General features: G+C 53.5%; 7 protein-coding genes. 6 read left to right on the plus strand and 1 reads right to left on the minus strand.

The annotated features are described in order from the left end of the window. Nucleotides 1-103: 103 nt before the first annotated feature. The 6 genes from A0W33_RS20810 (at nt 104) to A0W33_RS01165 (ending at nt 14,369) form a co-directional block, all read left to right on the plus strand. On the plus strand, nt 104-10,837 hold the full coding sequence (locus tag A0W33_RS20810; protein WP_068836460.1) for a gliding motility-associated C-terminal domain-containing protein: 10,734 nt from the start codon (nt 104-106) through the stop codon (nt 10,835-10,837). 27 nt (nt 10,838-10,864) lie between these two features. Continuing rightward, nucleotides 10,865-11,815 (plus strand): PorP/SprF family type IX secretion system membrane protein, encoded by a 951-nt coding sequence (locus tag A0W33_RS01145; RefSeq protein ID WP_068836461.1) that lies wholly within the window; start codon nt 10,865-10,867, stop codon nt 11,813-11,815. Between the two features lie 350 nt (nt 11,816-12,165). Then, the gene (locus A0W33_RS01150) at nt 12,166-13,041 is read left to right on the plus strand and encodes a metallophosphoesterase (protein WP_229802002.1); all 876 of its coding nucleotides are present in this window, start codon (nt 12,166-12,168) and stop codon (nt 13,039-13,041) included. A gap of 280 nt (nt 13,042-13,321) precedes the next feature. Further along, entirely contained in the window at nt 13,322-13,513 is a 192-nt protein-coding gene (locus tag A0W33_RS01155) for a cold-shock protein (RefSeq protein ID WP_068836463.1), read from the plus strand. Between the two features lie 114 nt (nt 13,514-13,627). Further along, complete coding sequence (locus A0W33_RS01160) at nt 13,628-13,855, plus strand: hypothetical protein (protein WP_068836464.1); 228 nt, start codon at nt 13,628-13,630, stop codon at nt 13,853-13,855. 55 nt (nt 13,856-13,910) lie between these two features. Then, nucleotides 13,911-14,369, plus strand: a complete 459-nt coding sequence (locus A0W33_RS01165; RefSeq protein WP_068836465.1) for a cold shock domain-containing protein — start codon at nt 13,911-13,913, stop codon at nt 14,367-14,369. A 415-nt stretch (nt 14,370-14,784) separates the two neighbouring features. Here the strand turns inward: A0W33_RS01165 and A0W33_RS01170 are convergent, their stop codons facing one another. Further along, nucleotides 14,785-17,205 (minus strand): ABC transporter permease, encoded by a 2,421-nt coding sequence (locus tag A0W33_RS01170; RefSeq protein WP_068836466.1) that lies wholly within the window; start codon nt 17,203-17,205, stop codon nt 14,785-14,787. Nucleotides 17,206-17,343: the final 138 nt, after the last annotated feature.

Genomic DNA, 17,343 nt, shown 5'->3' on the forward strand with positions numbered 1-17,343 from the left:
AAATAGCTCAATAACAAAAATAAAGTTTCAATATCACTTTTCGTGTATGACAACAACTTATACTCGCTCAACCCCCCTACTTTTTTCAATTCTGCTCTGTTGTTTGCTTCAGCTGGCAAACGTGCCGTTCCTCCTGGCGCAAAACAACAGTACAACGCCTAACTTCAACGTAGACCTGACGGGCAAGCCAAACGGGATATGGGAGTCTGGGGATGTAAACCGAAGGGGCTCCCTTTGCTCGGCCGACAGCAACGACAACTGCGTGCAGTTCACCATTACGCTGGATAAAAACGCGGCCGGGCTGGAATTTGAGATTGTAGATGGCCCTGTGCCTTCTGGCTCGATGGGCTACCAGATAAGCTGTGGAAAACAAATGCCTGTTGGGCAGCCAATCTGTTTGGAAGGCACCGGTCCGCACATTCTTACACTCTGTATGCCAGGAAATGCGAAGGGACGGTTCGTGATAAAGTCCATCGCCGCCTTCGAGCCACAGCCTGACTTCTCGGTTACAACCGGATGCCGCGCGGTGTTGAGGGCACCCATCGCCTTTGAAGAAGCATCCATTACCTGGACTGATTTGACGGGCGGTGGAAAGTATCTTAGTTACCTGTCTTTCCCGAACGGAAAGGCCAACCCGGTTATCACCCCAACCGGCACGGTGCCAGAGTATGTGGATTACCAGGTTTGCGGCAGATCCGTAGCCTCTCCCTGCTCCACCCTGCCCTATTGCGACGTGGTGCGGGTATACTTTTACCCGCCCCCAACCATTACCCTCGGGCCCAGCCCAGCCATCATCTGCCCTGGCGGCAGCGGTGTGCAGTTGTCCGGCACAGTAAGCGGCGGCGGCACCAACCTGCAGTATATCTGGACAGATGCCAGCGGAAGAGTTGTAGGCAACCAGTTAAATTACACTGCGCAAACGGTGGGTACCTATACCCTGGAAGTACGAAACGCAAATTATCCTGATTGTGAGAAATTCTCCAGCTCCATTACGGTTGTAAATAACCTTTCTGTAAATGCCGGTCCGGACCAGCTTGTCTGCTCCTCAGCCACGGTGAGTTTGGCTGGCGCAGTAACGGCAGCCACGGGCGGCACCTGGAGCGGGGGCACCGGCTCTTTCTCTGACCGAAACGATTTAAAAGCCACCTACACGCCCTCCACAGCAGATATTAACGCCGGTTCCGTGCGTTTAACCTTAACTACCACAGGCAACGGCTCCTGTACAGCGATTAAGGATGAGGTGCTGATCACGTTTTACAAAATGGAAGTGAACGTTACCGGCACACCTGTTATTTGTAACGGCACACTCGGTAGCATCACCGCCAACGTGACCGGTGCACAGGGCAGCGTGTTCTACCTATGGAACACAGGCCAGACGACTGCTACGATCAGCGGCAAAACCGCAGGAACCTACACAGTCCACGTCAGCGACCAGAAAGGCTGCACGATATCCAAAAGCTTCACGATATCAGCGGTATCAGGCCCCACAGGCTTCACGGCTACCCCGCTTTCCTCTTCCTGCGGCAACAGCAACGGCGAGGTAAGCATTACGGGTGTAACCGGCGGCACGGCTCCTTATTCGTACAGCAAAGACGCTACTAACTTTCAAACCGCCTCTACTTTCACGGACCTGGCTGCAGGAAATTACACCATCACGGTGAAAGACAAGAACGGCTGTACCTTCGCCAAAAGCGTGAACGTGACAAACGTTGCCGGACCTACGGCTGTGTCGGCTACAACACAGGCGGCCAGCTGCAACAACAACGACGGCACCATAACAGCAGGCACTGTTACGGGTGGCACTTCGCCCTATACCTATTCCATAGACGGGGTAAACTTCACAACCTCCAACACCTTCACTGGCCTTGCCTCTGGCACATACACCGTAACAGCACAGGACGCAAGAGGCTGCAAAGTGACTACCTCGGTTACGATCGGCAAAAACCTCCTTAGCGGTTTCACAGTATCCACTACCACCTCCACCTGCGGCAGCAGCAATGGAGGCATTTCTGTTAGCGACGTTACAGGCGGCTTTGCACCCTATACTTATAGTGTAGGCGGAGTATTCCAAAGTGGCGCCTCTTTCGCATCGCTGGCGGCTGGCACCTACACCGTTACCGTGAAAGACGCCAGGGGCTGCGTTAGCAGCAAGAGCGTTACGATTGGCAATGTTGCCGGTCCCTCTAATTTTACTGTTTCGGCCACCCCTTCCAGCTGCGGCAACCCGAACGGCAGTATTACGGCAGGAGCCGTTACCGGCGGAACAGCATCCTATACTTATAGTATAGATGGCCAAAGCTTCCAGAGCTCAGGCAACTTCACTAACCTGCTGGCTGGCAACTACACCATCACGGTGAAGGATGCGAACGGCTGTACCTACGCCAAGCAGCTGACTGTGACAAATATCGCTGGTCCTGCTTTCACCGCGACGGCAAAATCCTCTACCTGCGGCGGTCCGAACGGCAGCATTACGGTGAGCAACGTAACGGGCGGAACAGCGCCTTATTCCTATAGCAAGGATGGCGGCACCACCTACCAGACCGGCACCACCTTCTCGGCACTGGCAGCAGGCAACTACACCATCACTATAAAGGACGGCAACGGCTGCCTTAACACCAGAGCCGTGGAAGTAACCAACGTGGCCGGACCGACAGGTGTGGCGCTTGCCCCTACTTCCTCCACCTGCGGCGCCAGCAACGGCAGTATCGCAGTGGGCACGGTAACCGGCGGCACTGCCCCTTATACCTACGCCCTCAACGCCTCCACTACGTTCCAGGCCGGCACCTCCTTCAGCGGGCTTGCGGCGGGAGACTACACTGTCAAAGTAAAGGACGCCAACGGCTGTATCACCTCCAGAACCGTGGCGGTGGGCAACGTGGCAGGACCTACGGACCTGGCTGCCTCCAACAAGGCTGCCACCTGCGGCGCCAGCAACGGGGAGCTCACAGTGACGGGAGTAACCGGCGGCACGGCTCCGTACAAGTATAGCAAGGATGGGATTTCTTTCCAGGATGCGGCCACCTTCGAAGGCCTTGCCATCGGCAGCCACACCATCACCGTAAAGGACGCCAACGGCTGTACGTTTGCCGAGGCTTATACAATTACCAACATTGCGGGCCCTACAGCGGTAGCGGCTACCTCCACCACAGCCTCCTGCGCCGATAATGACGGCAGCATTACGGCTGGAACGGTAACGGGCGGCACGGCTCCCTACACTTACGCCATTACCGGCAGGAGCTTTCAGGCTTCGGCTATTTTCACGGCAGTGGCCTCAGGCACCTACACACTTACAGCGAGAGACAATAACGGCTGTACGGTAACAAGACAGATTACTGTCACCAAAACGGCCCCTACTGCCTTTACCGCTTCCACTACCTCCTCTACCTGCGGCGCCAGCAACGGACAGCTTTCGGTAACGGCTGTAACTGGCGGCACCGCTCCGTATACCTATTCCATCAACGGCACCAGTTTCCAGAGTGCTGCAGCTTTCAACGCCCTGCTGGCGGGTACCTACACTGTCACTGTGAAGGATGCCAAAGGATGTACTTTCTCCAAAGCGGTACAGGTAGGCAATATCACCGGACCATCTGACCTGGTGGCAACAGCGAAGTCGACGACCTGCGGCAACAGCAACGGTGGCATTACGGTTAGCACTGTAACCGGTGGAACGGCTCCGTATACGTACGCCCTCAACAACGGAAACTTCCAAAGCACCAATACCTTCACCGCACTGGCAGCAGGCACTTACACAGTAACTGTAAAGGATGCCAAGGATTGTGTGTTCTCCGAGGAAATAGCGGTAGTAGACATCGCAGGACCAGCCTTCACGGCAACGGCACAGGCAACTACCTGCGGCAACAGCAACGGCAGCATTGTGATCAGCGGTGTTGCGGGCGGAACAGCCCCTTATACCTACAGCAAAGACGGCAGCACGTTCCAGTCCTCTACCACGTTCGGTGGATTGGCAGCGGGTACTTATGCAATTTCTGTTAAAGATGCCAACGGTTGCGTAGCTACAAAGTCGGTGGTGCTCGAGGACAAGGCTGGTCCGACGGACTTAGCATTGCGCAACACCTCCTCTACCTGCGGCAGCAACAACGGCAAGCTGGAGGTAACGGGTGTAACCGGCGGAACGGCCCCTTATTCGTACTCTGTCAACGGCACTAACTTTCAAAGCGCTCCTGCATTTGAGAACATGCTGGCCGGGGAATACACCGTAACGGCAAAAGATGCCAACGGCTGTATCACCACTAAAAAGATCAACATTGAAAACGTAGCCGGCCCAACCAACCTTACTGCCAGCGTTACAGCCACTACCTGCGGCGCCAGCAACGGTACTGTTACCCTGACAGGCGTAACAGGCGGAACAGCACCATATACTTACAGTAAAAACGGTGTAAACTTCCAGAGCGATGACACGTTCAGCGCCTTGACAGCCGGCCAGCACACCATCACGGTAAAAGATGCCAACGGCTGTACCTTCGCCAAAAGCTTCACCATTACCAACATCGCCGGCCCGACAGCGGCAACTGCTTCATCCCTCCCAGCCTCCTGCTCCGACAACGATGGCAGCATCACGGCTGGAACGGTAACCGGTGGAACGGCTCCTTATACGTACTCCATCAATGGCACCAGCTTTAAGACGGAGAAAGTGTTCGCTGGCCTTGCATCTGGAAACTACACGCTAACGGTAAAAGACGCAAACGGCTGTACGATTACGAACGCTGTGACAGTTGGCAAAAATGTACCAACCAGCTTTACGCACTCCACCGTTTCCTCTACCTGTGGTGCTAGCAACGGGCAGTTTACCATCACGGGTGTAACGGGCGGCGCAGCCCCATACGCGTACAGCCTGGACGGCAACAGCTTCCGCTCTTCTGACACCTTCACGGCACTGGCGGCAGGCACGTACCAGGTAAGCGTGCGTGATGCAAAAGGATGTATCTATACCGGCAGTGTGCAGGTAAGTAACATTGCCGGACCAGCCTTCACAGCCACTGCGCAGAAAACCACTTGCGGCAACAGCAACGGAAGCATCCGCATCAGCAATGTTTCAGGTGGCACGGCTCCTTACACCTACAGCAAAGACGGCAATAATTTCCAGACCGGAACCACTTTCAGCGGGTTAGTGGCAGGCGATTACACCATCACCACCAAAGACGCCAACGGCTGTATCAGCTCTACTGTAGTGAAATTGGAGGACATTGCCGGACCATCTGCCTTCCAACTGACGGCAACGACAACTACCTGCGGCAACAGCAACGGAAGTATAGCGGTAGGCACCGTAACTGGTGGCACGGCTCCTTATATATATGCCTTAAATGGATCTACAACCTTCCAGAGCGGAACAAACTTCTCTGCCCTTGCTGCTGGCAAGCACACCATCACGGTGAAAGATGCCAACGGCTGTACCCTGGTACAGGAGATTACGCTTGAGAACGTACCTGGCCCGGCCGGGCTTACCCTGGCTGGCACGTCTACAACCTGCGGCGCGAGCAACGGCAAAGTGGAGGTAAGCGGAGTAGAGGGCGGAACAGCTCCTTATATGTTCAGCCTGAACGGCTCGCCATTCCAGTCAGCTACTACGTTCGCAAACCTGGCTGTGGACAAGTATGCGGTGACAGTACGCGATGCGAACGGCTGTACGTTTGTGAAGGAGATTACCCTTTCTAACATTGCAGGCCCAACGGCGGTAGCGGCAACATCACTGCCTGCTACCTGTGCTGATAATGACGGCAGCATCACGGCTGGCGCTGTAACAGGCGGAACGGCTCCTTATACCTACTCCATCGACGGAACCAACTTTAAATCGGCTACGCTGTTTGGAGCGCTTGCGTCAGGTAACTATACGTTGACAGCAAAAGACGCCAACGGCTGTACGGTGACAAGATCTGTGGCAGTAGGAAAGAACGTACCGACCAGCTTCACCAGCACCACCGTCTCGTCTGCCTGCGGCAGCAACGACGGCGCACTCACGATTACGGATGTTACCGGCGGCACGGCTCCCTACAAGTATAGCCTGGACGGTATTGCTTTCCAGGAATCTGCAACCTTCAGAACATTAAACGCCGGCTCCTATACTGTTACAGTAAAGGATGCGAACGGCTGTACGTTCGCGGACCAGGTGCAGGTAAACAACCAGGGAGGCCCTTCCGACCTGGTGGCAGCTGCTACCTCCACTACCTGCGGCAACAGCAACGGCGGCATCAGCATTACTTCTGTGAGCGGCGGCAAAGCGCCATACACCTACAGCCTTGACGGCACTAACTATCAGACAGCGGCCTCTTTTGCTACGCTGCTGGCGGGTGATTACCAGATAAGCGTAAAGGATGCGAACGGCTGTATCTATACTGAGGAAGTTGTAGTAACCGACCTTGCTGCGCCAACCTTCACGGCAGCGCCAAAGACCTCTACCTGCGGTAACCCGAACGGAAGCATCACCATCGGCGACTTTGTAGGCGGCACGGCTCCATTCCAGTTCAGCCGCGACGGCGTGAATTTCCAATCAAGCACAACCTTCAGCGGACTTGCAGCAGGTGCTTACACCATCACTGCCAGGGACAAGAACGGCTGTCTGCGCACCGTAGAAGTAGTGCTGGAGAACATTGCCGGACCGACTGATTTCACATTGGCCTCGGCCGCTTCTACCTGCGGCAACAGCAACGGCAGCATTACGGCTAGTGCCGTGAAAGGCGGAACGGCTCCTTTTACTTATTCTATCAACGGCACCAACTTCCAAACCTCTCCTGCCTTCGAGGCAGTGCTGGCGGGTGAGTATACGGTGACGGTGAAGGATGCCAACGGCTGTATCATCACCAAAAATATCCGCGTTGACAACATTGCCGGACCGACAAACCTTGCAGCCAGCCTGACCAGCTCCACTTGCGGCGCCAGCAACGGTTCGTTAACGGTGACAGGCGTGACGGGCGGAACAGCTCCTTATACCTATAGCAAGGATGGCAAGACCTTCCAGCAAGGTGCTGCCTTCAGCGCCCTTTTAGCCGGGCAATATGCCATCACGGTGAAGGACGCTAACGGCTGTACCTTCGCGAGAACCTTCACCCTAACGGATATTGCCGGACCAACAGCGATAGCAGCAACTACCAGGGCAGCCACCTGCGCCGACAACGATGGCAGCATCAGCATCGGCGGCATCACCGGCGGCACGGCTCCTTACAAGTATAGCATCGATGGCACGACCTTTAAAACAGAGACAGCCTTCAGCGCGCTTGCATCCGGCAACTACACCATCACCGTAAAGGACGCCAATGGCTGTACCTTCAGCAGGGAGATTGTAGTTGAGAAAAACGTAACCACCAGCTTCACCCACACCACCGTTTCCTCTACCTGCGGCGATCGCAATGGGCAGTTTACGGTAAGCGGTGTGCAGGGCGGAACGGCTCCTTATACCTACAGCATCGGTGGCGGCTCCTACCAGGCTTCTGCCACGTTCACGGCACTGGCTGCCGGAACGTATGTGGTAAGCGTGAAGGATGTAAACGGTTGCGTATTCACCGGCGAAGTGCAACTGAACGACGTTGCCGGACCGGCTTTCGTGGCGACAGCACAGGCTTCTACCTGCGGCAACAGCAACGGCCAGGTACGGGTAAGCGAGGTAACGGGCGGAACAGCGCCCTACTCCTACAGCATCGACGGCACAACCTTCCAGGCCTCCGCTACCTTCGTGAACCTGGCAGCAGGATCCTATAACATCACGACGAAAGACGCCAACGGCTGCAGCACGGTAAAAGCGGTTGAAGTAGGCAACATAGCGGGTCCAAGCAACCTGGCGCTGCAAATAGCCTCCTCTACCTGCGGCAACAGCACCGGAAGCATCAGCATAGGAGCCGTTACAGACGGAACGGCCCCTTACACGTACAGCATCAACGGTACCACGTTCCAGGCGCAGACCTTGTTTGGATCGCTGGCAGCGGGTGAGTATACGGTAACGGTGAAGGATGCCAACGGCTGTACATTCGCTGTGAAGGCGGCAGTTGAGAACATCAACGGCCCTACCAACTTCACCGCCACCCCTGTTGCCTCACGCTGCGGTGCCTCTAACGGAGAACTGACCGTGGGAGAAGTAACCGGCGGCACAGCCCCTTACAAGTATAGCACCGACGGCAAAAGCTTCCAGACCAGCGCTATTTTCTCAGCGCTTGCGGCAGGAGACCACACCATTACGGTGAAAGACGTTAACGGCTGTACGTTTGCCAAAACCTTTACCATCACTAACATTGCCGGACCAACGGCAATAGCGGCTACCACACTGCCTGCCACCTGTGCCGACAACAACGGCACGATTACGGCTGGTGAGGTAAGCGGCGGAACGGCTCCTTACACTTACTCCATCAACGGAAGCAGCTTCCAGGTGGGCAAAGTGTTCACGGCGGTAGCCTCAGGCACTTACACGCTCACGGTGAAGGATGCCAACGGCTGTACAGTTACCACCACTGCGGTTGTGACGAAGAACACCCCAACAGCTTTCACCAGCACTACTGTATCCTCTACCTGCGGCGCTAACAACGGCGGCATAACGGTAACAGGCGTGACGGGCGGAACAGCGCCTTATACTTATAGTGCGAACGGCACCACCTTCCAGCAGGCTGCCACTTTCACGGCACTGCTCGCCGGCTCTCACACCATCACGGTGAAAGACGCCAACGGCTGTACGTTTGCCGCACAAGTGCAGGTAAACGATGTTGCCGGACCAGCTGATTTGGTTGCCTCTGTTGAGGTTTCTACCTGCGGCGAAAGCAACGGAAGTATCACCATTGCCTCTGTGCAGGGTGGCGCAACGCCTTATACTTACTCCCTGGATGGCATCACCTACCAGACGGCTGCAACCTTCACGGCACTGGCAGCAGCCACCTACGAGGTAAGTGTAAAGGACGCAAAGGGCTGTGTGTACAAAGAGCAGGTGCAGGTGGAGAACGCCTCCGGTCCTACCTTCACAGCAACGGCAAAGGCCTCAACTTGCGGTAACAGCAATGGCACCATTTCAATTAAGGATGTTACTGGCGCTGCCGCTCCTTATACCTACAGTATCAACGGTGCAAACTATCAGACCGCAGCTACTTTCAACAACCTGGCTGCAGGCACTTACAATGTCTCTGCTAAAGATGCGAACGGCTGTCTGAATACCGTAACCGTGGTTATTGAGAGTAGCACAGGGCCTGCCGGCTTTAAGCTGGCTTCTGCCACCGCTACCTGTGGCGAGGCCAATGGCACTATTACCTTTGGAACGGTAGATGGTGGCACAGCGCCATTCAGCTACGCCATTAACGGTACAGACTTCCAGAGCAGCCCTGCTTTCGAGGCAGTGGCGGCCGGCACCTACACCGCAATGGTGAAAGATGCCAACGGCTGTATCGTGACGAAAGAAGTGGTGATCGGCAACGTCGCCGGCATCACCGATTTCAGAACGGCAAACACGACTTCTGCCTGCAGCGCCAACACCGGCACGATTACGGTGGAGGCAGTGAACGGCGGAACAGCTCCTTACCTCTACTCGCTGGATGGGCAAAACTTCCAGACGGTGGCTACCTTCAGAGCACTGGCGCCACAGGCGTACACAGTGTATGTGAAAGACGCCAACGGCTGCAGCACCTCTGCCAGTGTAACCATCGGCACGAACGCACCTACGGCAGCCGCACTTACAAGCTCGCCGGCTAACTGCGGCGCCAGCACCGGCTCCATAACGGTGGGAACGGTAACGGGCGGAACGGCACCATACTCCTACGCTATCAACGGCTACACCTACCAGGCATCAGCCTCCTTCACGGAGCTTGCACCGGGTGCTTACCAGGTTTCGGTGAAAGATGCAGCAGGATGTGTGTTCACCCAGGAAGCCACTGTAACCAGCGTTGGCTCGCTGGGCAGCCCACAAGTACAGGTTACACCGGTAGGCTGCGGCCAGAACGGTGGCCAGGTAGTTGTATCGGGCGTGACGGGCGGCACAGGCGCTTATACGTACTCGCTGGACGGCGTTACCTTCTCTGCCTCGGCTACCTTCAGCAATGTGGTGGCGGGCCAGTACACCCTCACGGTGAAAGATGCCGGCAACTGCAGCATCACAGTTCCGGTGGAGGTAGCACAGGTTAGCAGCCAGCTTGCGCGGGTGAAGGACGAAAGCTGTTTCGGTGCTGCTGACGGTGAGATAGCCATCACAGCCACCGGTACGACAGACGAAACGGAGTACAGCATCGACAACGGAAAAACCTTCCATAAAAACGCTGTGTTCCCGAACCTGCCACAGGGCACCTACCAGGTGATCACGCGCTTCACGCCTACATGCTCCATCAGCCTGGGCAAGGTGGACGTGAAGGGACCTACAGAGATTGTGGCCGTGGTAACACCAGTCGCGGTTTCTATTGGGCAGGAGAGCTCCGGATCAGCCACTATTTCCAGCGTAACGGGCGGCACAGCACCATACAAGTATAAGCTGGACAATGGCAGCTTTACCACCAGCACCGAGCTTTTCAACCTGGGAAGCGGCGAGCACACCCTGCTGGTGCAGGATGCGAACGGCTGTACCACGGTGCTAACCTTCTCCATCGACTCCATCACAGAGCTGGAGATACCCAACGGCTTCACGCCGAACGGCGACGGGCTAAACGACAAGTGGGTGATCAAGAACCTGGCCCTGCTCTACCCGCGCTGCCGCGTGACGGTGTACAACCGCTGGGGCAGCCCGGTATTCTCCTCCAGGGGCTATACCAAAGAGTGGGACGGTATGCACAACGGCAAGAAGCTTCCGGATGGCACTTACTATACTATTATTGAATTGGGCGATGGCCAGGCTCCGATGAAAAGGTCTGTTACCATCATGCGCTAACCCCAGTCACGCTATTAATTATCAGTTATGAAAAGATTTAGTATTCTTCTATTGTTCGTGCTGCTGGCCTCGGCTGCGGTTGCCCAGCAGAAGGCCCTGTACAGCCAGTACATGACCAATTATTACCTGCTCAACCCGGCTGTGGCGGGCTATGGCAAAAACCTGAACATCAAAGCCGGCTACCGCAACCAGTGGGTCGGTTTTGATGATGCCCCGGCCACCTTTTACGTCAGCGGGGAAGCTGCGCTCTTCCAGAACGGGCGGCGCACGCCCCGGAACAAGCCCTACCATGGTGCCGGTGGCTACATTTACAAAGACATCACCGGCCCCACCAGCCGCACGGGTGTGTTGCTTTCCTACGCCTACCATGTGCCGCTGAACAGGACCATGTACCTTTCTTCAGGTGTATTTGCCGGGATGCAGCAGTACAGCTTCAATGCCAACAAGATTCAGCTGGCGGATGGATCAAACGAGCGGGACCCGGTAACCAGCGGTGGCAACGAAACGGCCTTCATGCCGGACCTAAGCGTGGGCACCTACCTGCACTCCGACAGGTTCTTTGCGGGCGTTTCGCTGTTCCAGGTACTGGGAAACAAGATCTTTGAGTTTGAGAACTCCGAGGTGCCAAGTCGCCTGGTGCGCCACCTGTTCGTGTCGGGTGGGTACAACTTTGAGGTGAACAGGAACATCACGGTTATTCCATCAGTGCTGCTGAAGTACGTGAGCCCTGCTCCGTTGCAGGCCGACTTTAACGTGAGGGGCGAGTACAACTTCAGCAAGAAGCGCAACAAGACCAACTTTGATGACAAAGTATGGGTAGGCGCGTCGTACAGAACACAGGATGCGGTGGTGGCCCTTGTCGGCGCTAACTTTATGGAGCAGTATGAGGTGAGCTATTCGTACGACATCACCACATCCCCTATCCGCCACCACAGCTCCGGCTCACACGAGATCATGATCGGTTTCCGCATGCAATAGCTTAAGCAATAAGAAGTATAAAGCGGCTGACCTAGTTAAGTCAAACAACGCTGTACTTTACATAATAAAGCAACTGGAGTAATTTTAAATAGCTAAGACAGTTGCTCCCCCCATTACATTTGATTTTTGAGCCGCTCCACACGTGTGGAGCGGCTCTTTTTTTTGATCTATTGTATAACAATTGTGTATGAGACAAGCTTTAAGTATGGTTGGCGGAATGTTGTCTAATGCCGTAGCTATACTTCGGTTAGCGTAGAAAAGAATCAACCCGCTCCTGCTTGAAGCAGGTATAGCCAATTCTAAACAAGATAACCCTGCTCCTCCCATGGCTGGAACATACAGAATGGGGCATGAAAAAAGTTAGAAGTATAAGTATGAACAAAAAGTATGGAAAGCTGCTGTTGGGATCATTGGCTGTGGGTGCCGCCGCCGTGCTGGTGGATGCCTTGCTGCTTGAAAAGTATTTCTTTGACGTGAAGACGTTTAACATCGGTGAAAACGGCGGCGGCAAGCAACTGAAGCTCGTGCTGCTCACCGACCTGCACTTTAAGCAGCACCTGCTGCCCCACCACCGCAAGCTTGCCGCCAAAATAAATGAACTGGAGCCCGACCTGATCCTGATTACCGGCGACACCCTTGACTCCTCCGGCACGCTGCACCCGATGGATGCGTTCCTGAGCCTGCTGCACCAGCGCATTCCCAAAGCCGCCATACCGGGGAACAACGATTACAAGGCAGCCCCGGACCTTAGCAGCCTGAAGAATATCTACAAGAAGCACAACTGCGATTTCCTGGTGAACGAGTCGAAGCTATACCTGCTGCGGGGAGAAAGGCTGCTGGTGACGGGTTTGGATGACTTTATCGAGGGCGAAAGCGATGTGGCCGCAGCCGTTGCCGATGTCGGCCATGAGAAACACCACCTGCTGCTGGTGCACAGCCCGCTGCAGCAGGAAACGGCCATGAAGAAGATCCGCATGATCAACCGGGGCCGGAGCAGAGACGAGCAGTTGCAGATCCGGTACATCTTTGCCGGCCACAACCACGGGGGCCAGGTACGGCTTCCGGGCTATGTCCCGAAGCTCCCGCTCAAATCGGGCGGCTATGTCAACGGATGGTACAACCAGCAGCCGCCTTACCTTTACGTATCGAAGGGCTTTGGCACCTCTACCCTTCCGTTCCGGTTCTTCGCCCGCTCCGAAGTGACGGTCTTCAAGTATAGCATGTGAGAATTTGATTTGAGATTATCCGTTCGCGCCCGAGGCAGGTAAAATTCAGTTGGCCTGGTTTTTACTTTTTTCAGGCTCCAGGAAATCAAAAAAGTCCCCTATAGCGGTTAAAAGGCAGCTTTTGTATTAATATTTTTCTAACGCATGCACAGTTTTGTTTATAAATCCCTAAAAGTAATATATTCCGGATAGTTATTTTTCAAATAATTTAGCTTATCTTGTTGAAAAATGAACATATACACCAAATTAAATGTAGTAGGTGTATAATAAAAAACACAATATGAATAACGGAACAGTAAAATTCTTTAATGACTCAAAAGGTTTTGGTTTTATTAAAGAAGCAGATTCAGATCAGGAGTACTTCGTGCACGTATCTGGATTAGTTGATGATGTCAGAGAAAATGACGAAGTAACTTTTGACTTACAAGAAGGAAGAAAAGGACTAAACGCGGTTAACGTTAAGCGTGCTTAGTTTGCCTATATAAGTTACTAATAAGAGAGCCTTACGTGAAGTAAGGCTTTTTTATTGACCTGCGAAGGCAATCGAAAAATTCCTGTTTTTATTTTTAATTATAATATCGATACGATGAACAGAAGATATCTAGTTGACACTACCACACGCGAGTACCTCTGCGTAGCACTGCTAAAAGGACAAGTATGGGAACCGACCAACCAAGATTCATTATCCGGATTCATGGATTCTCGTACAAATAAAAAGGAAGAGGATTTCGAACTACTTTCCGGCGAGTATAATGACAATGCTTTCTTTGAAAAGTGGATTCGCAACAGCACGAACTTCCTGTTCAGGTACTAGCCTGCTCAGGAATCAGAATTGTACGTAATACTGCACTATAACTTAACTAAAACACATGGGTAGATCTCAAGAAACATTCAGTAAAAAAGAAAAAGAAAAGAAAAGGCTCAAGAAGAGGCAGGACAAGGAGCAAAAGAAAGAAGAGCGCCAAGCCAATTCCGACAAGGGAAAAGGCATTGAGGAGATGATGGCCTACGTGGATGAGAATGGAAACATCACGGATACGCCACCGGATCCTACCAGAAAGAAAGCTGTGATCAAGCAGGAAGACATTCAGATCAGCGTGTCGAAGCAGGCAGACCTGGACCCGGCTGACAGCATCAGAAAAGGAACGATCACGTTCTTCAACGAGTCGAAAGGCTACGGTTTCATCAGAGACCACGACACACAGGAGAGTATCTTCGTGCACCAGAACGAGATGATTGACAAGGTGGGTGAGAATGCCAAAGTAACGTTTGAAGTGGAAATGGGGCAAAAAGGCCTGAATGCAGTTAGAGTGAAAGCCGCTGTATAAGCTACTTAACTGAAAGGTGTACCCCACCGATCTAAAACTGAATTTGACCGGGTGTCTTGCCTGCCGGTGCCATGGCCCTGTAGCGTGAGCACCTGCCAACATATCTTTGAGCCAGGCCTGTTGCGGCTGGCTTTGTAGAACACGCACATAAAGTTGGGTTAGCACCTAAAACGCTGACCATGTGCATCCATAAAAAGTTGCTACTGTCTACGCATTGTAGCGGTTAGCTCTCCCAAAGGGCTTTATAATCAGCTAAAGCAAATTAATGCGCTCCTTTGGTATGAGATAGTAAAAAAGCCGGTCATCGTGAAGATGACCGGCTTTTATGTTTTAACCCTTCAGGAAGACCGTACCGCCAGCCTTGCTGCGTAAGTTTATACTTGTTGAAGTATAAACCTGTACCGTGGCGGCCAGATCAGTCCATCCTCAGGTTGTTTACGGGGTTTGCCGTTGCCGCCCGCACCGCCTGGAAACTAATGGTGAGGAAAGCCAGCAAACCGGCCACAGCCCCTGCCAGAATAAACACCCAGATCGGAATATCAATCCTGTAGGCAAAATCCTCCAGCCACTTGCCCATTGCATACCAGGCCAGCGGAAAGGCAATAATAGCCGCCACCAGCACCAGTTTCAGGAAGTCTTTGGAGAGCAGGGTAACAATGGAGGAAGTTTCGGCTCCCAGCACTTTCCGGATGCCAATTTCCTTCTTCCGGCGTTCCGCCGCGTAGGCCGCCAAGCCGAACAGCCCCAGGCAGGCAACAAAGATGGCTATACCGGTAAAGATGGTGAGCAGGGACTTGAGCTTATCCTCGGCCGTGTACATCTTCGCAAAGTTGTCATCCATGAAAATGTACTCAATCGGGTAGTCAGGAGAAAATTTCCCCCAAACCTCCTTTACGTGGGCAATGGCACCGGCTATGTTTTCAGCATCCATCTTCACGGCTACCTTGATGTTGGCTCCCGGGTAAATCTGCAGCACCGTTGGCTCTACTTTATCATACAGGCTGGAGACGTGGAAGTCCTTCACCACCCCGATTATTTTCCCTTCCTTCACAGAGTCCTGGTTATCCCAGGTGGGCCAGAGCAGGGTTTGCCCGAGTGCTTTTTCAGCTGTGCCGAAGCCCAGGTCCTTTACAGCCGTTTCGTTGATCATGAAGGCATGATCGGCATCCGTCTTATACTCCCGCGAGAAAGGCCTGCCCGCTACGGTCTGTACATTCAGTGTGTTGATGTAGTCAAAGTCAATCATTAGCAGCGTGGCTGACTGGTGCACCCGCTCTCCATTTTTAGGCACTATCACCCTGTCGCCTGCCGTGGCATCGCCCGGAAAGCCGTAGCCGATGGCCACATTCTGGATACCAGGCCCTTTGCGCAGTTCGCTTTTAAACGTTTCGTAGTTACCGAACATGTTATCGCCGCGCATGCTGAAAAACATGATCTGGTCCTTATCAAAACCAAGATCCTTGGTGTGCAGGTAAGACACCTGCTTGTACACTACCATGGCACTTATGATCAGGAAAATGGACAGGGCAAACTGCACCACAATCAGCCCGTGCCGCAACCATTGGATCTTCCCGACTTTGCTATCCACCACCACAGCGCTTTTCAGGACCCGCACCGGCTGGAAACCCGATAGCACCATGGCCGGATATATGCCAGCCAACAGGCCTACTACCAACGTCAGCCCGACCAGCAGCAACAGGTAAGCCGGATCGGTGAAAACATTAAAGGACATGCTCTTGCCGGCAAACTCGTTTAGCGAAGGCAACAGCAGCGAGGTAAGCGCCGCGGCAAACACCACACTAATAAGTGTGAGCAGAATGGTCTCGAGCAGGAACTGCACCATGAGTTGCCCCCGGCTGGCGCCAATGGCCTTGCGCACGCCCACTTCTTTGGCACGCTGCATCGATTTGGCCGTGGCTAGGTTCACAAAATTAAAGCAGGCGATCAGCAGGATAAACACGGCAATAATCCCCAGCGCCTTCACATAGGTGATGTTGCCTTTTAAATTCTGATCGTACTTGAAAGCAGAAGAGTAAAGGTAAACCTCCTCCAGCGGCTGAAAGAAGGGCAGGTAGTTGTGCGGTTTGTTTTGTTCCGGGTCGCGCTGCTGCTTTACAATGTTGCGGAACTTCGAAAGCACAAAATCAGGGTCAGCACCTTTCTTCAGCTTAACATACGTATAAAACTGCTGCCATCCCCAGTTCTTCATGCGTTCGGCCGGAATTTGGGCTGCATCCATGGGCAGAATGAAGTTTACCGGCAGGTGAAGTTTAGCGTTACTTTCAAAAACGCCTTTCACTAAAAGAGTCGACTTGTTGATGTTTACCTCTTTACCAACCGGATCAATGTCTCCGAATACACGCTCTGCAAACTCATCCGAGATAACTATGGAGGAAGGATCATCCAGCGCCTTTTCAGGAGAGCCATACTTGAAGTTCAGCTGAAAAATCTCAAAAAAGGAAGGGTCCACAAGAAACATTCCCTTTTCATACAGTTGCTTCTCCCCTACCTCTACGAGTGAGTTGTTGCTAAATGTAAGCATCAGGATACGTGCCGTGGCCTCTACCTCCGGAAAGTTGTCTTCCAGCGTAGTAGCGAACATGGGCGGCACGCTAGCGATAAAGTCGCCTCCTTCCTCTCCGGTCTGCTGGTTATAGACCCGGTACACCTGCTCGCCCTCCGGCAGGAATTTATCGTACTGCAGCTCATCGTACACAAAGAGGCCGATCAGCAGGCAGGCCGTGAGACCGAGGGCCAGGCCGGCAATGTTGATGAGCGTAAAGCCTTTGTGCCAGGCCAGGTTCCGTAAGGTGGATTTGATGTAGTTGCTGAACATATTGTTTGCACTTTTGATGTTAGAGTTCGGGGCCTCTGCCCTGTCCCTGCTCCTTAATCAGAACAAATGCCAATTTTATTATTTTGCTGATTATCAGCAGCTTGTAATTTTACACTTCACCTGCATCGTGCAAAACCG

The organism is Pontibacter akesuensis, from assembly GCF_001611675.1.
Taxonomy (GTDB): domain Bacteria; phylum Bacteroidota; class Bacteroidia; order Cytophagales; family Hymenobacteraceae; genus Pontibacter; species Pontibacter akesuensis.